The 20206-nt window shown below is 60.1% G+C and carries 20 protein-coding genes and 4 pseudogenes; 17 read left to right on the top strand and 7 right to left on the bottom strand.

The window, feature by feature from the left end; translation table 11 throughout:
- Nucleotides 1-7: 7 nt before the first annotated feature.
- Nucleotides 8-283, bottom strand: coding sequence for a multiubiquitin domain-containing protein (locus NKH29_RS28120; protein WP_353001077.1), 276 nt, complete (start codon nucleotides 281-283; stop codon nucleotides 8-10).
- A gap of 39 nt (nucleotides 284-322) precedes the next feature.
- Here NKH29_RS28120 and NKH29_RS28115 point away from each other — a divergent pair, with 39 nt between their 5' ends.
- The 6 genes from NKH29_RS28115 (at nucleotide 323) to NKH29_RS28090 (ending at nucleotide 5406) form a co-directional block, all read left to right on the top strand.
- Complete coding sequence (locus NKH29_RS28115) at nucleotides 323-571, top strand: DUF6290 family protein (RefSeq protein WP_353001076.1); 249 nt, start codon at nucleotides 323-325, stop codon at nucleotides 569-571.
- A gap of 33 nt (nucleotides 572-604) precedes the next feature.
- Nucleotides 605-814 carry a hypothetical protein gene (locus NKH29_RS28110; RefSeq protein ID WP_353001075.1) on the top strand — a complete coding sequence of 70 codons (210 nt, stop codon included), beginning with the start codon at nucleotides 605-607 and terminating at the stop codon, nucleotides 812-814.
- Nucleotides 814-1389 (top strand): Fic/DOC family protein, encoded by a 576-nt coding sequence (locus NKH29_RS28105; protein ID WP_353001074.1) that lies wholly within the window; start codon nucleotides 814-816, stop codon nucleotides 1387-1389. The genes NKH29_RS28110 and NKH29_RS28105 overlap by 1 nt, the downstream gene beginning before the upstream one ends.
- Before the next feature lie 144 nt (nucleotides 1390-1533).
- A complete protein-coding gene (locus NKH29_RS28100; protein WP_353001073.1) occupies nucleotides 1534-2736 on the top strand; it encodes a toll/interleukin-1 receptor domain-containing protein in 1203 nt (400 codons plus the stop codon).
- 64 nt (nucleotides 2737-2800) lie between these two features.
- Nucleotides 2801-3931, top strand: a complete 1131-nt coding sequence (locus NKH29_RS28095; RefSeq protein WP_353001072.1) for a DUF4238 domain-containing protein — start codon at nucleotides 2801-2803, stop codon at nucleotides 3929-3931.
- Nucleotides 3932-4122: 191 nt separating this feature from the next.
- Nucleotides 4123-5406, top strand: a complete 1284-nt coding sequence (locus NKH29_RS28090) for an SMODS domain-containing nucleotidyltransferase (protein ID WP_353001071.1) — start codon at nucleotides 4123-4125, stop codon at nucleotides 5404-5406.
- Nucleotides 5407-5737: 331 nt separating this feature from the next.
- Here the strand turns inward: NKH29_RS28090 and NKH29_RS28085 are convergent.
- The 3 genes from NKH29_RS28085 to NKH29_RS28075 form a co-directional block, all read right to left on the bottom strand.
- Nucleotides 5738-6681 (bottom strand): IS630 family transposase gene (locus NKH29_RS28085; protein ID WP_353001070.1). Its coding sequence is split into 2 segments (ribosomal slippage): nucleotides 5738-6345 and nucleotides 6345-6681, totalling 945 coding nucleotides; the frame shifts between segments, so codons are not numbered across the junction.
- Nucleotides 6682-6852: 171 nt separating this feature from the next.
- The gene (gene scpB / locus NKH29_RS28080; RefSeq protein ID WP_353001069.1) at nucleotides 6853-7560 is read right to left on the bottom strand and encodes an SMC-Scp complex subunit ScpB; all 708 of its coding nucleotides are present in this window, start codon (nucleotides 7558-7560) and stop codon (nucleotides 6853-6855) included.
- Nucleotides 7561-7565: 5 nt separating this feature from the next.
- Nucleotides 7566-8516 (bottom strand): DUF1403 family protein, encoded by a 951-nt coding sequence (locus tag NKH29_RS28075; protein ID WP_353001068.1) that lies wholly within the window; start codon nucleotides 8514-8516, stop codon nucleotides 7566-7568.
- Between the two features lie 232 nt (nucleotides 8517-8748).
- On the opposite strand from NKH29_RS28075, the gene NKH29_RS28070 reads away from it, so the two are divergent.
- Genes NKH29_RS28070 through NKH29_RS28060 form a run of 3 tightly spaced genes read left to right on the top strand, consistent with a single transcriptional unit; the run spans nucleotide 8749 to nucleotide 10522 of the window.
- Entirely contained in the window at nucleotides 8749-9006 is a 258-nt protein-coding gene (locus tag NKH29_RS28070) for a type II toxin-antitoxin system VapB family antitoxin (RefSeq protein ID WP_352785150.1), read from the top strand.
- Nucleotides 9006-9392, top strand: coding sequence for a type II toxin-antitoxin system VapC family toxin (locus NKH29_RS28065; RefSeq protein ID WP_353001067.1), 387 nt, complete (start codon nucleotides 9006-9008; stop codon nucleotides 9390-9392). Before NKH29_RS28070 ends, NKH29_RS28065 begins: the two co-directional genes overlap by 1 nt.
- On the top strand, nucleotides 9389-10522 hold the full coding sequence (locus NKH29_RS28060; protein WP_353001066.1) for a site-specific integrase: 1134 nt from the start codon (nucleotides 9389-9391) through the stop codon (nucleotides 10520-10522). The genes NKH29_RS28065 and NKH29_RS28060 overlap by 4 nt, the downstream gene beginning before the upstream one ends.
- A 351-nt stretch (nucleotides 10523-10873) precedes the next feature.
- Here the strand turns inward: NKH29_RS28060 and NKH29_RS28055 are convergent, their stop codons facing one another.
- Nucleotides 10874-11719, bottom strand: coding sequence for a B3/B4 domain-containing protein (locus NKH29_RS28055; protein WP_353001065.1), 846 nt, complete (start codon nucleotides 11717-11719; stop codon nucleotides 10874-10876).
- Between the two features lie 12 nt (nucleotides 11720-11731).
- Here NKH29_RS28055 and NKH29_RS28050 point away from each other — a divergent pair.
- Nucleotides 11732-12712, top strand: a pseudogene (locus NKH29_RS28050) (IS5 family transposase).
- 203 nt (nucleotides 12713-12915) lie between these two features.
- On the opposite strand, the gene NKH29_RS28045 reads toward NKH29_RS28050, so the two are convergent.
- Nucleotides 12916-13887 carry a LysR substrate-binding domain-containing protein gene (locus NKH29_RS28045; protein WP_352457357.1) on the bottom strand — a complete coding sequence of 324 codons (972 nt, stop codon included), beginning with the start codon at nucleotides 13885-13887 and terminating at the stop codon, nucleotides 12916-12918.
- Between the two features lie 164 nt (nucleotides 13888-14051).
- Between NKH29_RS28045 and NKH29_RS28040 the strand changes: the two are divergent.
- The 7 genes and pseudogenes from NKH29_RS28040 to NKH29_RS28010 form a co-directional block, all read left to right on the top strand.
- A pseudogene (locus tag NKH29_RS28040) lies at nucleotides 14052-14608 on the top strand (amidohydrolase family protein); the annotation flags it as partial.
- 35 nt (nucleotides 14609-14643) lie between these two features.
- Nucleotides 14644-15396 (top strand): SDR family NAD(P)-dependent oxidoreductase, encoded by a 753-nt coding sequence (locus NKH29_RS28035; RefSeq protein WP_353001063.1) that lies wholly within the window; start codon nucleotides 14644-14646, stop codon nucleotides 15394-15396.
- A 19-nt stretch (nucleotides 15397-15415) separates the two neighbouring features.
- Entirely contained in the window at nucleotides 15416-16255 is an 840-nt protein-coding gene (locus NKH29_RS28030) for a transketolase (protein ID WP_352453734.1), read from the top strand.
- Nucleotides 16252-17274: a transketolase family protein gene (locus NKH29_RS28025; protein WP_502911303.1), complete on the top strand. Its 1023-nt coding sequence runs from the start codon at nucleotides 16252-16254 to the stop codon at nucleotides 17272-17274. Before NKH29_RS28030 ends, NKH29_RS28025 begins: the two co-directional genes overlap by 4 nt.
- A 106-nt stretch (nucleotides 17275-17380) precedes the next feature.
- Nucleotides 17381-17667: pseudogene (locus NKH29_RS28020) on the top strand (transposase); the annotation flags it as partial.
- A gap of 71 nt (nucleotides 17668-17738) precedes the next feature.
- Nucleotides 17739-17894 (top strand): annotated as a pseudogene (locus NKH29_RS28015) (ATP-binding protein); the annotation flags it as partial.
- 266 nt (nucleotides 17895-18160) lie between these two features.
- Complete coding sequence (locus NKH29_RS28010; RefSeq protein ID WP_352453730.1) at nucleotides 18161-18517, top strand: hypothetical protein; 357 nt, start codon at nucleotides 18161-18163, stop codon at nucleotides 18515-18517.
- Nucleotides 18518-18655: 138 nt separating this feature from the next.
- Here NKH29_RS28010 and NKH29_RS28005 read toward each other — a convergent pair whose 3' ends face one another.
- The gene (locus NKH29_RS28005) at nucleotides 18656-19624 is read right to left on the bottom strand and encodes a glycosyltransferase family 10 domain-containing protein (RefSeq protein WP_352453731.1); all 969 of its coding nucleotides are present in this window, start codon (nucleotides 19622-19624) and stop codon (nucleotides 18656-18658) included.
- Between the last annotated feature and the right edge of the window lie 582 nt (nucleotides 19625-20206).

Here is a 20206-nt window from a genome sequence, read left to right as displayed (position 1 = left end):
CCTTCCCTCACCCATGGCCAGGATTGATCTGCGCAGGCGCCGTGAAAAAGCGCAGGCCATTGCGCATTTCGACCTTCGCGTCAGCCTCGATCTTTACGTCGGATCCGCCCGGCACGACCTCGAAGAGATCGCGATCCTGGCCAATGTCCGGCTCCGGCAACTGCCGCAACTGCGTTCCAGTCAGAACGGCCTCGGAGACCTTGTAATTCATGCGATCTATCTTGATCTCGAACATCTTGGGGCGGTCGGGACGCCCGTGCTCGTCATTCTGTATGTCGCTCATCATCACCTCCATGAATTGATACCGTGATACCATGATACCATGGTGGTTGACAATAGGCTTGTTTTGGTGCAAAACAGCGCCATGAAACAAGCTAAAGCGATGACTGTTCGCCTATCCGAAGAGCAGGCTCAGGCCCTGGAGATGGTCGCCAGCGTCGAAAATCGGCCCGTGTCCGATATTATTCGGGCAGCGATAACCACTCATATTGAGACCCGCAGACGTGACCCAAGCTTTCAGGCCGGGCTCAAGGACCGCATTTCACAGGCGCGTAAGCTGCTCGACCGCTAGTTGGTCAGTGTTGCCTTCGATAATAGGGGAAGCATGAAGAAATACACCAAGGGTCTGACGCCTAGCGCGCCCAGCCATATCCTCGGACAGCGCACATTCGCGGCGATCACAGCCGTCGAAGGCATCAACTTGAGCGCGGCCAGCCGTAAGCGTCTCGCGGACCTGAAGAAGCGCAAGCTTTCGCCTGACGATCAGCGGGCCGAGATCATCCGCGCTTATCAGGATGCCAAGTCACGCGGGTGATGTCGGTCGGTTACGACGCCTTCGACGATCCCTACGCCTATAAGGGAACCACGACCCTAAAGAACAAGCTAGGCTTGCGCGATCCCACATTGCTTGAAGCCTTCGAGCTTGAAATGACAACGCTGCGCGCTGGCGAGCCGCTACCGCGCGGTCGTTATGACCCGAGCCACTATCGCCGCGTCCATCACCACCTGTTCCAGGATGTCTACAGCTGGGCTGGCAAGTACCGCACGGTGCGAACTGCAAAGGCTGGCAATCCGTTCTGCTTTCCGGAGTATATCGACGGCGAGATGAAACGGCTTTTCAGTGCGCTTCCGTCGGTGATTGGAGCGGAGACCGCTGAGGCTTTCGTGACCGAGGCGGCCCATTTCCTGGCCGAACTGAACGCGATCCATCCCTTCCGAGAAGGCAATGGCCGTTCTCAATTGTCATTCATGGCGATGCTCGGCGAGCGCGCTGGATATCCCATAGATTTTAGTCGCGTCAGAAGAGAAACATTTTTACCGGCGATGGTCGAAAGCTATGCGGGCGATCTCACAAGATTGGTTCTGGAGGTTCGCCATCTGCTCCGTTGAGATCTTGGATCTGTGCCGGACCCGTGTTCCGGAAACTCTAAGATTTCCGGTACTGGACCCATAATCCACCGTGGTTTTCAACGGACTCCCTTTGATATTTGTTCTGCGTATGTTCATATCAGGGGACAACACGAGGACTCAACTATGGGCATGCGATACAAGGGCCGGCCGTTTGACTCGGGGGATTTTGCGAAGGATTTTGAAGCTGCGGCTATCGAGAGCATCAAGGAACAGCTGTGGGAGCGGTTCAGTGCCATTCGCCATCCTGATACAGGCGAATTTCCCACTGTCCTGGTCCTTGGAGAAGCCCTCGATGATTTGCGGCTCAGTATTGAGGGCTCGCCGCAGCTTCTCGCGCTGGTGAAGGACAAGATGAGCGACAATGAGCAGGCGTCGACTGTGTTCCTGCCCCTGCAACAGGGCTCCCCGAAAGCCTTTCTCAGCTACTCGTTCGACGATCGCCAGCTAGCAGAGACGGTCGCGCGCGCCCTGATGGCGGATGGAATCGATACCTGGTGGGCGGAATGGGAGATCCGTTCAGGAGATTCCTTGCGCCGCAAAATCGACGAGGGACTGGGCAACTGCACGCATTTCATCGTGCTGCTGACTCCGAGCGCCATGCAGAAGCCGTGGGTCCAGCAGGAGATGGATGCCGGCCTGGTCCGCCGCATCTCTGGGCAGGCGCGCTTCATAGCCCTTCGCTACGGTGTCGCGGCACGGGAATTGCCGCCGCTTCTGTCGGGCATGCTCTCGCCAGAACTTGATGCCACGCGCCTAGACGAAGGCGTGCGCAATCTGGTGAACGACATCCATGGCGTGACGCGTAAGCCGCAGCTCGGCCCAGCGCCCATTGCGGCTGTGCAGCCGGCGACGGGTTACTCCAAGGTCGCAACGGCAATTGCCAAGATCTTTGTTGAGGAGACGTCGGATGCAATGTTCTCGCACCCTCAGAAAGGGGTAGATGAGCTGGCGGCCACCATTGAAGCGTCCGAGGAGGACATCGAGGACGCTCTGCACGAGCTGCGCGATCTGGTTTCCGTCAGCTTCGGCCGCGTCTTGCCCAAGGAGGACCTGTTTGCCACATTCGACAAATATTTCATGGATTGGTCGCCCGAAGATGACGCGCTGCGTATCGCTGCCGACCTGATCAACGACCCGTTGATGCCCCACGATACAGGCCAGGTCGCCGAGCGGTACGGCTGGGAGCCGAGGCGCATAAACCCCGCTCTGGCCTATCTGATGGCCCGCAAGCTGATCGTCGACTACAAGGTACTCGCCAGCCAGTACAATTCGATCCGGGTGGTGAAAACGGACGCCACGCGGCGCTTCGTGAAGAGCCGAAGCTGAGGATGCCAATCCGCAGGGTCATGCCCGACAAGGCGCAGTGACCGGGGAGCCCGACCACAGGACCATGGAGCAGTCACCCTTCTATTTTGGCAAATGGGGAGACGTCCCCATCGACGGCGATGTGAGGCCATTTAGCATCTTCAATCCGGTCCGCAGCGGGGCGGGACGGACGAACCGAAAACACCACTTCATCTCGGTCACCTATATGGAAGGCTTCGCCAATGACCGCGGCCGCGTCCAAGTCTATCGGGCCGAGGCGCCAGAGGCACCGCTGCCGAAGCAGCCGAGGGCAACTGGGTACGAGAACTACTATTACTCTCAGAAACTCCCCGGTGGCGGTCAAGAAAACCACAGATTCGAAGACCTCTGGAATCCGATCGAGACCGTTTGGCCGGAGACCGTCCGTGCGCTTCAAGCACGTCGTCTTTCACCGGCTTTATCCTTCAATGTCCAAGGCATGCAAACGATCATGCGCACGCGCGTTCCGGCGACCCGTGATCGCATTGCGCTTATGCTGGAGGCTAAGCTGCGAAGCGAATGCAAGGTGCTCGAGGAAATCGGTAAACTGCCCCCAGACTTGGAACGCTACGCCGGTCAGTTCGACACAGTCCCGGTCGGCATCAATCCGCAAGAAACTCTGCTCGCGATGGAGGACGAATTCCAGACGTTCGGCGATCTCTGCTTTAGGCTTGGCTTCGAGGTTCTTCACAACAAGACCGACATCCCATTCCTCACCTCCGACAATCCGGTGTGCACCTATGACCCGCGCAAACCGCTGCTCGCACGCACCCCTTACGATCACTCCGGTGACATCGAGATGATCTTTCCCCTGACCGCTCGCATGCTGGTGCTCGGTTCAAGCAAGCGTCAGCCGTTTGGCGTCCTGTCACGGCACCGCGACGTCACGGATAAGCACAAAGTTCGCCGGTTCAATCGAACAATCGCTCAATTCGCGTACCGGATGACCGTCGGCCAGGACCGGTCGAGCGATGCGCTGATTTGTGCCCATGCGCATCTCGTACCGACGATCAGCACCGAGGTCCGCCGACACAACAATGAAATCCAGATCGTCTGGCGGCATATCTTCGGGTCGAAACCTGCTCTTTCTCAGTACATTGACACTCCGGAAAAGGCCTCTCGGCTAGAAGCGAAAATGGCCTCAGCCGCATCGAGCCCCGTGTCCGACGGGAGCTAGTAGCGCAGGAAAGAGACGTCGGCACTGCGGCGCGTCAAGCACCTCCGGCAGCAGTATTCCCTAACCAAGCCGCAGCTGTTGCTTCGACAGACCGTCCCAGACTAACCCGCTGAAAGACGGGGATAGATTGAAATTCCGCAGCTTGGCCATGCGAGGCGTGCTAGTTCTCTCTGCTCTGCAAAGGAGACATCATGTCCGACGTGACGCGGGAACGCGTGACAGACGAACTTCTCCGCATGGAAGAAGATTGTATTCATTCCGGCAAAGCGCACTTCAACGCTTCAGCGCGCTGGGCGGTGTGGAACTATGTCTTCGGCATTCCCTCGGTGATCCTCAGCACCGCAGCGGGCGCTGCTTTTTTCAAGGACTATCCTGTCGTCGCGGGGTCCATGGCGCTTTGCGTTGCCGTCCTCACGTCGCTGATGACGTTCCTGAAACCCGGTGAGAAGTCGGCTGACCACAAGAGTTCGGGCGACCAGTACCTGGCGCTACGCAACAATTCCCGCGTTTTCCGCGAGGTCGAACTCCACAACACTCCCGATGCCGAAACCGTGCTGACCGCCCTGAAAGGCTTCACCACGCGGCGCGATGAACTGAACCAGGCAAGCCCTGCTTTTTCAGACCGCGATTTTAAGAGGCCCGCGACGGCATTAACGCCGGCGAAGCCAAGCACGCGGTCGACAAAGGTTCCACCAATGACGGTCAATAGCTACCTCATATCCCGTGCAAGCGACGCGGTGCTCTCGGCCGACGAGAAGGCCTCGATCGCGACCTCGGTCACGACCTTGAGCTCCCGGCTGGCCAGTTATTTCACGGTCGCCGGTGATGGCCTAACGTCGCATTTCCGGTTCGGCTCGCACACCCGTGGCACGATCCTTCCCCGCAAGATGGATGCGCACTCGGACGTTGACTACATGATCGTTTTTGAAAAAGGCGGACTGAACCCACAGACCTACCTCACCCGACTGCGTAAGTTCGCCGAGCAGAAATACGCCAACTCCGAACTCTACCAATCGAGCCCCACGGTGGTGCTGGAGCTCAACCATATCAAGTTCGACCTAGTGCCCGCCTTGTTCTCGTGGGGCACGACGTATCAGATCCCCAAGGGTCCCGATGAGTGGCAGAGCACGAACCCGAACGATTTCAACAGCACGCTCGAGACTGTCAACGGCAACAATTCCTATTTGATCAAGCCAACCGTCCGCCTCGTCAAATTCTGGAACGCAGAAGCCGGCTATGTCTACGATTCGTACGGCCTCGAAAAATGGATCGTCGGCCTGGGCTTTTATGGCTGCTACACCCAGAAGGACTACTTCTTCAAAGTGTTCGACAACCTGTCGGCGAACGAAGTGGCCCAATGGCGCAACGATAAGATCACGCGCGCCAAGGACATCATCGCCAGGGTCCGCAAGTACGAAGCCGATGACATGCCGAATTCGGCTGAGATCGAGGTCAAGAAGCTTGTCCCGGCATAGCGAGCAACTCTTGTGATAGCTCTTCCGCTCCGGCCAACACGGCTGCGCCTGCTGTCCCTGTAAACGCGATCATGCGCATCAGTGATCGCAGGCCGGTCAAATGCCGTGTCCCCTCCCCGTCGTTGGAGTGAGCACCTTGAGCGAAGCCAGGTCAACCTGTCCAACGTGCCCCACGCCTCTGTGATTGGGACATGCGCCGACGCTCCAAACCACCTGTCAGTCGCGTCGATCTAACCTAGGAAACCTGTTGAGGCTCCGCGACAACTCGCGCTTCGGGCGTTGGCGGGTTAACGCTGGGGACTTTGTCCGAACAATCTAGAGCACGTCCTGTTTAATCAGGTTCATATCCTGCGGCTTTGAAGTAGTTGGCGCATTCGGCTGGGGTGAAGAGGTCGACGACCGCGCCGACCGCGTCCCAGAGAGCCTTGATGGTTCTCTCGGCCTTTGCTCGCAGCAGCGCCTTGAGTTTGGCGAAGGCGTTCTCAATAGGATTGAAGTCGGGACTGTAGGGCGGCAAGTAGAGCAGGCTCGCACCTGCGGCCTCAATCGCGTCGCGCACGCCGGCGGCCTTGTGGGCGGGCAGGTTGTCCATGACGACTACGTCGCCCTCCGACAATGTAGGGACCAGCACCTGCTCGACATAGGCCAGGAACACGTTGCCGTTCATGGCGCGGTCGTAGACGAAGGGCGCAGTCATGCCCGTCAGCCGCAGCGCTCCGGTGAAGGTCGTGGTCTTCCAGTGGCCATGCGGCACGCCGGCCCGGCAGCGCTCGCCGCGCGGCGCTCTTCCACGCAGGCGGGCCATCTTTGTGGAGAGGCCAGTCTCATCGATGAACACGAGCTTCGCCGGATCAAGATCGAGCTGGCCGTCGAACCAGTCCCGGCGCCGCTTCAGGATGTCGAGGCGACCCTGCTCCAGTGCGTGCGCGGACTTTTTTTGAATGTCCAGCCGTGACCGCGAAGCCAGGCGCTCAAGGCGCTGCGGCTGATCCGCACTGACTGCTCGGCGACGAGCCGCTCCACCATCTCGTTCAGCGTGATGTCCTTGCGCTCCTCGATCAGCCCGACGATGAAGGCTTCATGCGCATCGAGGCTGGAGGCGCGGCGGCGGCCCTGCGGGCGTGGCGCCAGTTCGCCGATCTTCGCCCGCGCAATCCAGCGGATCGCGCTGGACACTCCCACGCCGAACCGCGCCGCCGCTTGCCGCGCCGACATGCCCTCGTCCGAAGCCTTCAAGACCCGCGACCGAAGATCACCGCTCAATGCTCTTCCCATCGTCCACCTCCATCGAGGTGGATGTTGAATCAGCACAAAACGCAGCCGTCACATCACAATCGATTCATCGATCACAGGACGTGCTCTAGTCCTATTTCTGACGAGATCACGGTTGAGACGTCAGAAATATGCTACGAATTTCGGAAAAGCCTCACAAACAATAAGCTGCGGCTATTCGTCGAGTTCGCCTCCGACACCCTCTGGGCCGACGGCAAAGTCTGGCACGATGTCACCGCCCAGCAACTTCTCCTTCGACAGCAGCCCGGCATCCTCAAGCGCCTCGAAATCCGGCAGGTCGCGCAGCGTGTCGAGCCCGAACTCCAGCAGGAATTCTTTCGTCGTCACATAGGTGTAGGGCGCGCCCGGCGTTGGGCTGCGCGGACCGGAAGCGATCAGGCCGGCACCGCGCAGATGACCAATAAAATCGCGACTGATCTCCTTGCCGAAGAAAGACGACAGCTCGGCGCGGGTGATCGGTTGAAAGTAGCCGATGCACATAAGCACGAGCACCTCTGACTGCGTGAGGTCGGCCGTCTTCCCACTTCCACCTACAGCAGTGCGGATGGCGTCTGCATAGGCAGGCCGGGTCAAATGTTTCCAGCCGCCGGCGACCGAAACCAGATCGTAAGGGCGGCCGCGCAGCTCCTCGCGGATGTCGTCGATGAGAAGATCAATGCTGCAGCTTTTCCCGACGATGCGGGCGAGCATTTCGCGGTCGACCGGCTCGCTAGCGGCGAAGATCGTTGCTTCGACTCGGTGCATCCATTCACGCCAACGCGCTTCCGGCGGCAGATGATCCAGTTCCCGGTCAAACAGCTGGTCAGCTGATCGACGGTCATCTGGCTGGCTCCCTCCTCGCCTACGTGCACTCTCCGCCATTGTCTTCACAGCCCGTAGATGCGGAAGGTGGCGCGGCCGGACAATTCACGCACGGCACCGAGCTCGACCAGCCGGTCGAACAGGCGGCGCAGGCCGCGATCGCTCATGCCGGCGATTTGTTCCGAAGCGACGATCGCGTCGTCAGAGAGCAGCTTTTCCACGACGACGTCCGCCGCCTTGGCCCTGAGTTTCGGCGCGACCGCAAGCAGCCGATCCGCGCGGCGCTCAAGTTCGGCGAAAAGATCAATGGCGCGCAGCGCAGCGCGCGCCTGTGCGGCCAGCAGGCTTTTAGCCCAATCCGCTTCCGTTTCGGCGCCGGCAGCCAGAGCGGCAGTCCCTGGTCGACGCGCCCGGCCCGTACCCACAACTAAGGTCGCTTCGGCGCCCAACAAAGGGATTGCATGTGTCCAGCCTAGCCGCTGCGCGAGCAAGACATCGGCAACCCAGGCTCCGAAAACGCGCCGGAAGCCGTAACGCTCCGCGGCCGCGAAGGCCCCGACCAGCGTTTCGACCGTGCCGGTGTTGGCGGCAAGCTGTCGCAGATCGTCCATCAGATCGCTGACCGCCTCATCGTTGAGTGTGAGACCTAGATCTTCCAGCACCGCCGCGACATTTCTCTCCGTCAGCAGATCGTCCGCTGGCCGAGATGCCAGACGCCGCCAAGCAAGAAGGAAAAGGCCGGCGGGACCGACATTGTCGCCCGGTCTTGTAAGCAATACGGCATCGCGCAAGGCCGCTTCGTCCTCGACGCGACCCGCCTGCTTTGCCGTTGCCGCGGCCGCCGAAAGTGCCAGCCGCTGCCGCCAGGCGCCGGCCCATCGCTCTTGCCGGCGGACCACCGCATCGAGCGCGCCGATGGTGGCGCCGGCGGCGAGCGCGACGTCCTCAACGCCTTTTCCCGCAAGGCTTTGCGCATCAGGAACCGCCCGACGTAGCCAGGCCGGCACCGTTGCCATCGGCGCGATCGAAGGGGCACCAACAAGCGTGGCGTCGTGGCGCGGAGAGGGTTTAGGACGCAGAATCATCGACAGCACGATGAATCATGGCGGCGCTTATGGCAACAGAAATGGACAACAAGCGCTGCGCCTGTCGTACTGACAAAACGAAATGTTGCATTATCATTCGTTGTTTACGAGGCTAGGGGTCCATGGTAGAATTGGCCAGAAAGGTAGAATTTTGGAGTCTTTCGTGTCCCTGAACATCAAAAATCCGGCCACCGTGGCTCTCGCCGACGAACTCGCGCGCCGCCAGGGTATCAGCAAGACGGCAGCCATTCATCAGGCCCTGAGCGAGCGCTTGCATCGCTTGGGCTTTGGAGAGACCGCTCAGGAGCGGCTGCTGGCAGAATTGCGCGCCATCCGAGAAAGAGTGGCACGATTGCCTGAACTGGATAGTCGCAGCGACGACGAGATCATCGGGTACGACGAGCATGGAATCCCTAACTGATGGTGATCGACACCTCAGCCGTTGTAGCGATCCTTCGGAGCGAGCCTGAGGCAGCACGGCTGGAACGAGCGCTGGTCTCCGACCCAATCCGTCTGGTCCCGGCAACCTGCGTGCTCGAGGCACGCATGGTGCTGGTCAGCAGGCGCGGCGAACACGCATTGGCCGAGATCGATCTTTGGCTGCGCAAAATCGAGGCCGACATCATTCCTGTCGACTCCGAATTGGTTGATCTGGCGACCCAAGGTTGGCTGACCTACGGCAAGGGCCACCACCCGGCGGCGCTGAATTTTGCCGATTGCCTCTCCTATGCTTTGGCAAAGCGTGCGGATGAACCGCTGCTTTTCGTCGGCAAAGACTTCTCCCAAACGGATATCGAAGCGGCATGAGCATGGCTGGCGACGCGCAACGATCATCGGCTGCTTCCGGCGAGGACGACATGCCCGACATCATCGATATCGTCATGCAGATGGGCGATGCCGACCTAGCCTCGTCCCCTCCCCTTCCAGCCATTGCCAATCCCAGCCTGCCTGCGCATCTTGAGGCGCTCGCCGGCCGCGCGCGCGATTATATCGAGGCGGCGAGTTCGGCCAACACGCGCCGCGCCTACGCAGCCGACTGGAAGCATTTTTCGAGCTGGTGCCGGCGCCAAGGCATCGAGATGTTCCCGCCCGATCCTCAGGTCGTCGGGCTCTATATCGCCGCCTGCGCGTCAGGTACGGCCACTGGCGACAAAAAGCCCAACACCGTTTCCACCATCGAGCGCCGGCTTTCGTCGCTCTCCTGGAATTTTGCCCAGCGCGGCCAGCCGCTGGACCGCAAGGACCGGCATATCGCCACGGTGATGGCTGGCGTTCGCAACACCCACGCCTCCCCGCCCCGGCAGAAGGAAGCGATCCTGCCCGAGGATCTGATCGCCATGCTCGAAACCCTCGACCGCGGCACGCTGCGCGGGCTGCGCGACCGCGCCATGCTGCTTTTGGGTTTTGCCGGTGGGCTGCGGCGCTCCGAAATCGTCGGGCTCGACATTGGTCGCGACCAGACCGAGGATTCTTCTGGCTGGATTGAGTTTTTTCCTGACAAGGGCGTGCTGGTGACCCTGCGCGGCAAAACCGGCTGGCGCGAGGTCGAAATCGGCCGCGGCTCCTCCGACGCCACCTGCCCGGTGGTCGCGCTGCAAACCTGGCTGAAGCTGGCGCGGATCGGCCATGGCCCTTTGTTCCGAAGGGTAATAGGGCAAGGCAAAAGAGTCGGCGCCGATCGGCTTAACGACCAGGAAGTTGCGCGGCTGGTCAAGCGCACGGCGCTCGCCGCCGGCGTGCGTGGCGATCTGTCGGAGGGCGAACGCGGTCAAAAGTTTGCTGGCCATTCGCTGCGCGCCGGCCTCGCGTCCTCGGCCGAGGTCGACGAGCGCTATGTGCAAAAGCAGCTCGGTCACGCCTCGGCCGAGATGACGCGAAAGTATCAGCGCCGGCGCGATCGTTTCCGCGTCAATCTCACCAAGGCGTCCGGGCTCTGAAAAGCCCCCCTCCCTGCCCCGTTTTGTCCGCTGGGATGAGGTGGTCAGATCTCAGGCGATAACAATACCTCATCGAGCACAGCGAGCGCTGTATCCAGACTATCGGCGGCCGACGCTTCGTAGTCAGGCATGATCATCAACTGCGTTATGGCACGGCCCACAAGAGGGCATCGCGATAAAAGTACGCCAAACAACGCTAAGGGAGAACAAACGGTGATCTGATTTCGTTCGACGCTCGTTTTCGAGAGCCGTTCTGGGTCGTTCGCAATCAACTGTGTAGGCCAGCGGAGCGAGCAAGGAGCGCCAGATCCGGACAGGGCTGAGTGGGGTGTTTCTCGGTGGGGCCATGCCCTAAGGGACACGAGATGTAGTGGATTCGTCGATCCGCGCTGTTTCGATTCGCGCACCCGGGCACAACGCTTGGATAAGTCCCATCAGATGCTCTCCGGTGGCCGTCATCTGTTTAGCTGACATTGGGCCGAGGGCTTCCAGCACGAGCCACATGGCGCGGGTATCGACCGTGACCATGGTGCGCCGCCCCTGCCGCCAGTTCCAGCGGCGGCACGTGACACCGGCATCATCGCACCAGATGACTTCGCCCGGTTCAGGATGCTCGGTTACCATTTCACCTTGCTGGATCGTGTCGAATGGCTCCGCTCCCTTCGCAATTAAAAGTCTCGGGACCCCCTGGTAGAGATCGAGATCTTCCCCGCCAATCGGAACGCCATACAACACGCTGACGGCATTGTAGGCATCAACCAGTGGGGATATCCGCGGGAGAGAGCCATCTTTCCGCACCCGCTTGAGAAGCGCGGCGGCCGAGCACGGCGTTCGATTGGCCTTTGTGCCGAAAGCCTCGTAGGCAACGGCCCACGCCGCAAGACGCGCGTCCCTTTGGGCGTCATCGCGAAGCGCTGCCTGTTCCGCCGCCGCAATCGTGTCGTTCAACGCCTGTGCATCCGGCACGTCGATTCCAGCGTTCCGCACCACAATGCTGATCAGATGAAAATCCGGGTGGCGGGCCTTGATCTCGGGGTCAATCAATGGCGTGAAAGACATGGGAAGCTCTTTTCTCATGGGGAGGCTTTGCGCTGCGGGTCGTTCGGGAAATGTTTCAAGAAAGGTGCTTGTCGAGCGTTGGTGCGTGGAATATTTTTCAAGGGTTTGCCGATAGGCAGGCGAGATCGCCAACGACATGATCTTCGCCCGATGCCCTACAAACACAATGCCAGCCGCCGTCACCGAGTCGCGAAGATGAAATTCAAGGTGACAAACTGGCCGGAATACGAGGCGGGCCTTCGGCGGCGCGGCAGTCTGACGCTGTGGTTGACAGAAGAAGCCTTGGCCAGGTGGCATGCGCCGCGAAGAACGACCCGCGGCGGCCAGCCCCGCTATTCCGATCTCGCCATCGAGGCGGTCTTGACACTGGGATGCGTCTTCGGGCTTCGTCTGCGCCAGAGCGAGGGATTGGCGACCTCGCTGCTCGATCTGATGGGGCTTGATCTACCGGTTCCCGATCACACGACGCTAAGCCGCCGGGCGCAGATATGGGAACCATCGGCCAAGCGGCAGCGGCATCCGAGGACGGTCCGCTGCATGTGCTGATCGATAGCACCGGATGAAAGTCTACGGCGCCGGCCAATGGCTGGAAGACAAGCACGGTGCCAGATCACGCCGGACCTGGCGCAAGCTGCATTTGGTTCTCAATGCCGACAGCGGCGAGATCATCGCCCATTGTCTGACCGACCAGGACGGCGACGATCCCTCGCAGGTGAAGCCGCTGCTCGACCGGATCGACGCAGAGATCGACCAATTCACGGCCGACGGAGCATATGATGGCGGTCCCACCTACTGCGCGGTGCTGCAACACAGCGTCACCGCAAGGATAGTCATCCCGCCACGTTCAACGGCCGTGGAGAGTGATGACACCGGACCACCCGGTCAAAGGGACGGTCACATCACGGCGATCGCCAATGATGGAAGGCTGAATTGGCAGGCGTCCACCGGCTATGGCAAGCGCGCCCTGATCGAGACCGCCGTCGGGCGCTACAAGGGGCTGATCGGACGTCGCCTGCGAGCCCGCTCCTTTCGGCTCAGCAGACTGAGGTCGCCATCGGCTGCGCCGTTCTCAACCGCATGACGGCGTGCGCACGCCCGGAGTCCGTTCGCTGCCCGGCAAGGCCGACATAGCAGGCGGCATCAAAGAGCTGATTGTGCCTAATGCCACATTTGTGCACCAACGCCTTGTGGCGCGGGCAGCCACAGGCACAGGCTACGCGGAAAATGAAAAGCGGGGCCAACCCATTCGCTTGCACACAGCCTGCGTTTTGCCAGCTCCTCAACCGCAACGTGCTGTCAATCTTCGTCTTGCCATGTCTTGAACGCCGAACTGTTCACGCCATTGGCGCCGCTTTGTCATCCCGTGCCCCGAAATGAGGCCGTCGTTCGAACGATATGCGCAGTTGCTTATCCGCCAGAAACCGGCGAGCCAGATCGGTGTCGCGCTTACCCACGCGTGACACCCAGTCCGAAAACAGGCGAACCGCGCGCCGGTTCATATGCCGCGAAGGACAGACCAGCCAGTATCCCGGAAACTCGATGACCTCGAACTCTATCGAGACCGGAACCAGAGAACCCGACACCAGGTCCTCGAATGCGATGGATGTGCTTTCCAGGACCACACCTGCACCGTCCTTCGCCAGTTGAACCGACATTGACGAACGGTCGAAACGATAGGGATACGTCATGCGGGCGCCCTGGATACCGTTGCACGGCAGCCAATAATCCCACCGGAAATAGGCCTTCACACTGTCGATCAACCGCGCATGGCGAAGCTGCTCGCGCGGATCCGGTGAGATCGCGCGCAGTTCAGCAAGATAGGAAGGCGAGCACATCGGCAGGATCAGATCGTTGACGACGCAATCCGAATAAAGGCCGGCCCAGCCGCCGTCGCCATAACGAAGATCGAGATCGATGACCTCCGTTTCGAAATCCGAGAAATTGGGCGTGGCGTCGACGCGCAAATTCCAGCTCGGATAGCCCTTGCTGAACTCGGCCAACCGCGGCGCCAGCCATTTCTCGCCGAAGGAAGGACTGACGCGCAGGCTAAGCTGGAAGCTTTCGCGCTGCCGCACAATGGCATTACGCACCTCGCGTATGGATTCGAAAGCCTGGGTCGTGGTCTGGAAGAGCCGCTCACCGTCGATCGTGAGCGAGAGATGGCGCTTTTCGCGCTGAAAAAGCCGCACCCCGAGTTGGTGTTCGAGCAGCCGCAGCTGCTGGCTAACCGCCGAAGGTGTCACCTGCAATTCCTGAGCGGCCTTTGCCACGCCGCCGAGCCGCGCGACTGCCTCGAAATGCGTCATCGAATTGAACTTGATGTCTGACCTCGTCCTCGTCAGTTAAGCTCAGCTACACAGAATGTTAAGAAACGAAAATTGAGCCGAATGTCAATCGGTCGCACAGTGGTCCCGGAAGGAGATACAGGATGGAGCCGAGTTCAACCCAAAGCTTGGGTAGCGCCGGCAGGGAATATCCGAACTTCCGCGGTTGCGGCAGCCGATGAATTATCATCCCGACCCCGCCGAGACCTATCTGGCGCGGCCGGAGGTCAGTCGTACGCCCGAATGGCGGCGCGGCTTCCGGGAGCTGGCGAAGCGCGGGCTGAGCTTCGACCCGCAGCTCTACTATCCGCAGATGAGCGAGTTCCTCGAACTGGCGCGCGACTTTCCCGACGTGCAGATCATTCTCAATCACACCGGCATGCAGGTCGACGGCGCCGAGCATTTTGGCGCCTGGAAAAAAGGCATGCACCAGTTAGCGCAAGCGCCGAACGTCGCCTGGATCTCGGGCCTCGGCATGGGCGACTGGACTTGGACCACGTTCTCGATCCGTCCTTATGTCGAGGAGGCGATCGCAGCCTTCGGCGTCGGCCGCTCGATGTTCGCGACGAACTTCCCCGTCGACAAGCTGTTCTCGAGCTTCGACGCCATTTTGAACGCCTTCAAGGAAATTACGATCGCCCACCCGCACGAGGAGCGGCTCGCGCTGTTCCATGACAACGCCGCCCGGTTCTACCGACTTTAGATCGCCGGCAAACAGAAATAGCAGGAGAGTTCGACTTGTTGCTGAAGGGCAAGGCCGTGGTGATTTCGGGGGCCGCGGGCCCCCGGGGAATTGGCCGCTCCACGGCAGCGCTGATGGTACAGCACGGGGCTCGCGTTGCAATACTCGACCTCGATGACGGGCAAGCGCGTGACGCCGCTGCGTCGCTTGGACGCGACCATATCGGCCTTGCGTGCAACGTCGCGGACCTCGACGCCTGCAAGAGGGCGGCGGCGCAAGTGACAGAAACCTTGGGCAGGATCGATGTGCTCTGCAACAATGCGGGCGTCACGCAGCCGGTCAAGACGCTGGAGATCAGCGCGGCTGACTGGGACCGCATCCTCGATGTCAACCTACGCGGCGTGCTCCATCTCAGCCAGGCATTCATCCCGAACATGCGCGAAAATGGCGGCGGCTCGATCATCTGCATGTCGTCAGTTTCGGCCCAGCGCGGCGGCGGCATCTTCGGTGGCCCGCACTATTCGGCTGCCAAGGCGGGTGTTCTGGGGCTTGCCAAGGCCATGGCGCGCGAATTCGGTCCCGAAGGCATCCGCGTCAACTGCATCACACCGGGCCTGATCCAGACCGACATCACCGGCGGCAAACTGACCAACGCCATGCGCGCCGACATCATCAAGGGAATCCCGCTCAGCCGGCTGGGCGAGGCGCGCGACGTAGCCGGCGCCTATCTCTTCCTGGCGTCCGATCTGGCCAGCTACATCACCGGCGCCGTGATCGATGTCAACGGTGGGATGCTAATCCATGGCTGAGTGGACAACGGAGCTTGAGATGCCTCGCGCTGGCAGCAATGTTAGCCTGGCCGAACGAGCCTATCGTATCCGCCGACACGCCGTGCGGATGGGTCAAGTCCAGGGCCAAGGTTATGTCGGACAGGCGCTGGGTGTCGCCGACGTGCTTGCCGTCGCCTATTTCCATGCGCTTCGTTACCGGCCGGAGGACACGTTGTGGGAGGGACGCGACCGCTTCCTGCTGTCGATCGGACACTATGCGATCGCGCTCTACGCGGCTCTGATCGAAGCGGGCGTGCTGCCGGAGGAAGAGCTCGAAACCTATGGCAGCGATGAAAGCCGTATGCCGATGTCCGGCATGGCGCCATACACGCCCGGCATGGAGATCACCGGCGGCTCGCTCGGTCACGGCCTTGGCATTGCCGTTGGCATGTGCATGGGGCTGACGCGCAAGCGAAGCGACAGTTTCGTCTACAATCTTTTGTCCGACGGCGAGCTCGGTGAGGGCTCGACCTGGGAAGCCGCGATGTCGGCCGCCCACCACAAGCTCGACAATCTCATTGCCATTGTCGACTTCAACAATCAGCAGGCCGATGGTCCGTCGACGGCCATGCTCTCCTCCGAACCGGTGACCGACAAGTTCGAGGCGTTCGGCTGGCATGCGCAGCGCGTCGACGGCAACGACATCGAGGCGGTCCGCAAGGCCTTCGACATGGCGCGCGGCCTGAAGGAACCTCGTCCGCGTGTGATCGTTTGCGATACGCGCATGGCCAAGGGTGTGCCATTCCTGGAAACCCGCGACATCACGCATTTCATCCGCGTCGAACCGCACGAATGGACGTTAGCGCTCGAAGCTTTGGAAAAGGGACGTCCGCGTTGAGGTTGTCAAAGTTCGCGCCGCGCCACGCCGCCAATGCCGGTGAGCGCAAGACCACATCGGCGATGATCGCGTCGATCGCGCCCGATGGCGTACCGACACGCAATGCGCCGTTCGGGCACACACTGGCCAGACTGGCGCACCAGCGGCCCGGGATAGTTGGCCTGACGGCGGACCTCGCGAAATACACCGATCTCCATGTCTTCGCACAGGAGCATCCGGACCGCTTCTATCAGATGGGCATGGCGGAGCAGGTGCTGATGAGCGCCGCCGCCGGCTTGGCGCGGGAGGGTTTTACGGCCTTCGCCACCACCTACGCCGTCTTCGCATCGCGACGTGCCTACGATTTCATCTGCATGGCGATCGCCGAGGAGAAACTCAATGTGAAGATCGTCTGCGCCTTACCGGGGCTGACGACCGGCTACGGCCCCAGCCACCAGGCGACGGAGGACATCGCGATCTTCCGCGGGATGCCGAACCTGACGATCATCGACCCTTGCGACGCGCTCGACATCGAACAGGCCACGGAGGCGATCGCGGACTACAACGGGCCGGTCTACATGCGGCTTTCGCGCGGTAAGGTTCCTGTCGTGCTCGACGAAGACGACTATACATTTGAAATCGGCAAGGCGCGAATGCTGCGCGAGGGCGCGGACGTATTGTTCATTTCCAGCGGCCTGATGACCATGCGCGCGCTGGAGGCCGCGAAGGCGCTTGAAGCCGACAGGATCGGCTGCGCCGTTCTGCACGTTCCGACGATCAAACCTCTGGATACGGAGGCGATACTCGCTGCCGCGCGCCGTTCGGGACGGCTGGTGGTGGCGGCGGAGAACCACACCATCATTGGTGGCCTTGGCGAAGGCGTTGCCGCGCTGCTGATGCGCGAGAGAGTGACCCCAGTCTTTCGCCAGATCGCCCTGCCCGACGAGTTCCTCGACGCTGGCGCGCTGCCGACGCTTCACGATCGCTACGGGATCTCAACTTCCGAGCTCGTGCGCCGCGTCCGCATTTGGAGCGAATGAGAAGTAAGAGCTCTCCCCACACAACAGTTGAGTCATCGACCTTGACCTTGCCCCTCTTATCTAATCCGGTTTGAAGTTCGTTCTAGCCCATCGAGAGGACCAGGACATGAAACGTAGCCGCTTCTCTGAAGAGCAGATCATCGGAATTTTGAAGGAACATGAGGCCGGGGTATCGGTTGCCGATCTGTGCCGCAAGCACGGGGTCAGCGACGCCTCGATTTACAACTGGAAGGCCCGCTTCGGCGGGATGGATGTCTGCGAGGCTCGGCGACTGAAGGCTCTGGAGGACGAGAACACGCGGCTGAAGCGGCTTCTGGCCGACGCCATGCTCGACAATGCGGCGTTGAAGGATCTTGTGGGAAAGAAATGGTGACGCCCGCGGCCAAGCGGAAACCTTTCCAGCGACCAGATCGATCAACTTCAACGCCGACTGCAACGGACCAGGCGATCAAGGAAAGGTGCATCATGAAGCATTCGCGGAGCCGACAATAGCCGACGCCATTCTCGACCGGATCATCCACAACGCCCATCGCATCACCCTCGAAGGCGACAGCATGAGAAAGCAAAAAACACCGCCGCCCTTGACCGGCGCCGAAAACGGCGAAATCAATCGCAAATGACTTCAACCAGGCAACCGAGCGCCGACCCCATCCTGCTGTCCGCGAATTAGTGAAACTGCTGTCCGCGATTTAGCGGAACGACTGTCCCGTTTTTGCGAAATACGCACGTCCGACGCAGCTTGCGTTGACAGAGGCGGTTTTACGCGCAGTTGCAATAGCACTTCCGCCGGCCTATTTTTGTGGAGTTCAATTGTGGTTCGGCCAAGGGCGCTTTGGGCGCCGGACCGGCCCCGTGTAAACCTCATTAAAGAGAGACGAACCCTGCCATGGAAGAATTCTTATCGCGCATCGCCACTGGTGCCGGCATCGGCCCGGCTCTCGCAGAGAAGGCCGTTGGGTTAATGCTGGGTTTCCTGCAACGCCACGCGGCCGACGGTCCCGTTGCGCGCATGATCGCGGCCATTCCCGGAGCTTCGGAATTAGTGGCGAAGTATCATGGCAACGACCCAGAGGGCGGAGGCGGCCTCATGGGGCTCGGCCAGCAATTGATGAGTGAGGGTCTCAGCATTCTAAAGATCGCCGCCATCGCCAACGAGACGATCGCCTTCGCCAAGGAACATGCCGGCGACGAACTCGTGGACGAGGTCCTCAATTCCGTTCCTGGCCTTCCCCAGTTCGTCTGATCAGCGGCAGCCGGGGGCGCATGACCTCGTGCGCCCGTGCCGGCCCGTCTGCGCAGGTAGGCATTCTCCGCCGAGCGCTCCGTACCGATCTCGCCAGACCACCAACCGCCGGGCACGCGAAGCGAGCGTTGGAGTACTTCATTCGTCTGTCCCAAAATCGACCGCAGGCGAACCGATGTGTATAACTTCCGGCGGTAAGGGTTTATCGTGAACGCTTTCGATGAAGCCCGCGAGATAAGCAAACGTATTGTATTTCTCAAGAACCAACCGCTTCGCCTCTTGTATTGCGCCGCGACGCTCCTTCCAGAGGTCCGAGTCGATGATTTCTTGAATTTTTTGGATTACGTTCTTGTCCTCTGGGTCAATCAGAACCATTGAGTCGGAAGGGAAGAACCTCGTGATTGCCGGGCTGCCGTAATAGATCGGCATTGTTTCAGCAACGAAGCAGTCCATAAGCTTCTCTGTAAAATAGTAATCAGCACGAGTATTCTCGAAAGCTATACTGTAACGGTACGGTGCGAGTGCGTCCCATTTATCTCCAATCAGCCGAAAACCTCGGCCGAACAGGTCAAAATCGAGCTCCTCTCTCAGCCGTTCCAGAAACGCCAGCCGATATCGATGCCCTTTAAGCAGGGCGATGTTACTGGTAATCCATGAGAGCCGAAGCGGCTTGTCCACGACTTCGCTGACCAGAAGTTGGTCATATGTCTTTGTTACAGACCAAGACCGAGTGATAGGTGGAGACAAAACGAATCGGCGCTCTGCATTCTGCCGAGCAGCCAGCTCTGCGTCAGACGTCAGGACGATGGTATTTTTCCCCTGCCCTTCATGAAATGCGCGATGAGCTTTCGTCGGCGGTTCGCCGATTGCAAAAATTGTCCTGTTTGGACTCGCCTCGATATCAACAGGGAGCCCAAAAATAGAAGCAGAGTTAAAGACAATATGCCAATCGGGCGCGAAGGATGTCCTGCGTACAAAAGCGACATTGTTCCAGATTCCACTGCCCTTTGGAGTGAGATGGTGGATTGCATCATCCAAAACGCCCCAAGAATCCAGACATGTAGCAACAATGGGCGCCGGACGTTCCGTCAACAATTTGGTCGACAAAGCAGTTCCACCCCATTCACTTCCGTTGGACCGGGAGCAACTCGTGCATCGGGCGCAAGACCTCTCTGCGCCTGAAATAGCTCGCGATCCCGATCGGTATCAAACACACGATTCTGTGCGACTTCGCGATTCTGTGCGACTTCGCGCCATTCGACAACTCATCTCTAAGACCGCGGGAATCCCTTCACTCGTGAAGGTACTCAATCGCCATTTCGGATTGCGGTAAGATTGGGCAGCATAAACCTTCCGGGACCCGCTGTCGAGGCAATTGTCGCTTTGCACCTAACCAGGTTCTTCCTCACTTTGTGTGGTGATCAGGCCGGTTGAGTGGCAGCATGCGTGCCCTCTAAAATATGGAAGTTGACTACATTCTTATTATTAATCGGGATATACGACCAGTTTAGAGGCGGCTCGCCTCTCACAGACGACGTTTGCAGCGGCGACGGCAGATCGAGATATTGGCGGGTTGATGCCGGGGCTTTGTCCGAAATCTGTGGTCCGATTTCGGACGAAGTGACGGTCAAGATGTCCGAAATATGCTACGAATTTCGGACAAGCTTCACACACAAAGCGCCGCGGCTT

The sequence above is a fragment of the Mesorhizobium sp. M1295 genome, from assembly GCF_040318135.1.
GTDB lineage: Bacteria > Pseudomonadota > Alphaproteobacteria > Rhizobiales > Rhizobiaceae > Mesorhizobium.
Note: the sequence above shows the minus strand (reverse complement) of the source record. Positions and strands in the feature narration are given on the sequence as shown.

Excerpts from the sequence above, each read along its gene's own strand:
- NKH29_RS28100 (WP_353001073.1), top strand. The coding sequence starts at position 1,534 with ATGGGCATGCGATACAAGGGCCGGCCGTTTGACTCGGGGGATTTTGCG.
- NKH29_RS28075 (WP_353001068.1), bottom strand. The coding sequence starts at position 8,516 with ATGGCAACGGTGCCGGCCTGGCTACGTCGGGCGGTTCCTGATGCGCAA.
- NKH29_RS28105 (WP_353001074.1), top strand. The coding sequence starts at position 814 with ATGTCGGTCGGTTACGACGCCTTCGACGATCCCTACGCCTATAAGGGA.
- NKH29_RS28060 (WP_353001066.1), top strand. The coding sequence starts at position 9,389 with ATGAGCATGGCTGGCGACGCGCAACGATCATCGGCTGCTTCCGGCGAG.
- NKH29_RS28045 (WP_352457357.1), bottom strand. The coding sequence starts at position 13,887 with ATGACGCATTTCGAGGCAGTCGCGCGGCTCGGCGGCGTGGCAAAGGCC.
- NKH29_RS28090 (WP_353001071.1), top strand. The coding sequence starts at position 4,123 with ATGTCCGACGTGACGCGGGAACGCGTGACAGACGAACTTCTCCGCATG.
- NKH29_RS28055 (WP_353001065.1), bottom strand. The coding sequence starts at position 11,719 with ATGTCGTTGGCGATCTCGCCTGCCTATCGGCAAACCCTTGAAAAATAT.
- NKH29_RS28065 (WP_353001067.1), top strand. The coding sequence starts at position 9,006 with ATGGTGATCGACACCTCAGCCGTTGTAGCGATCCTTCGGAGCGAGCCT.
- NKH29_RS28120 (WP_353001077.1), bottom strand. The coding sequence starts at position 283 with ATGAGCGACATACAGAATGACGAGCACGGGCGTCCCGACCGCCCCAAG.
- NKH29_RS28110 (WP_353001075.1), top strand. The coding sequence starts at position 605 with ATGAAGAAATACACCAAGGGTCTGACGCCTAGCGCGCCCAGCCATATC.
- scpB (WP_353001069.1), bottom strand. The coding sequence starts at position 7,560 with ATGGCGGAGAGTGCACGTAGGCGAGGAGGGAGCCAGCCAGATGACCGT.
- NKH29_RS28095 (WP_353001072.1), top strand. The coding sequence starts at position 2,801 with ATGGAGCAGTCACCCTTCTATTTTGGCAAATGGGGAGACGTCCCCATC.
- NKH29_RS28010 (WP_352453730.1), top strand. The coding sequence starts at position 18,161 with ATGGAAGAATTCTTATCGCGCATCGCCACTGGTGCCGGCATCGGCCCG.
- NKH29_RS28115 (WP_353001076.1), top strand. The coding sequence starts at position 323 with ATGGTGGTTGACAATAGGCTTGTTTTGGTGCAAAACAGCGCCATGAAA.
- NKH29_RS28030 (WP_352453734.1), top strand. The coding sequence starts at position 15,416 with ATGCCTCGCGCTGGCAGCAATGTTAGCCTGGCCGAACGAGCCTATCGT.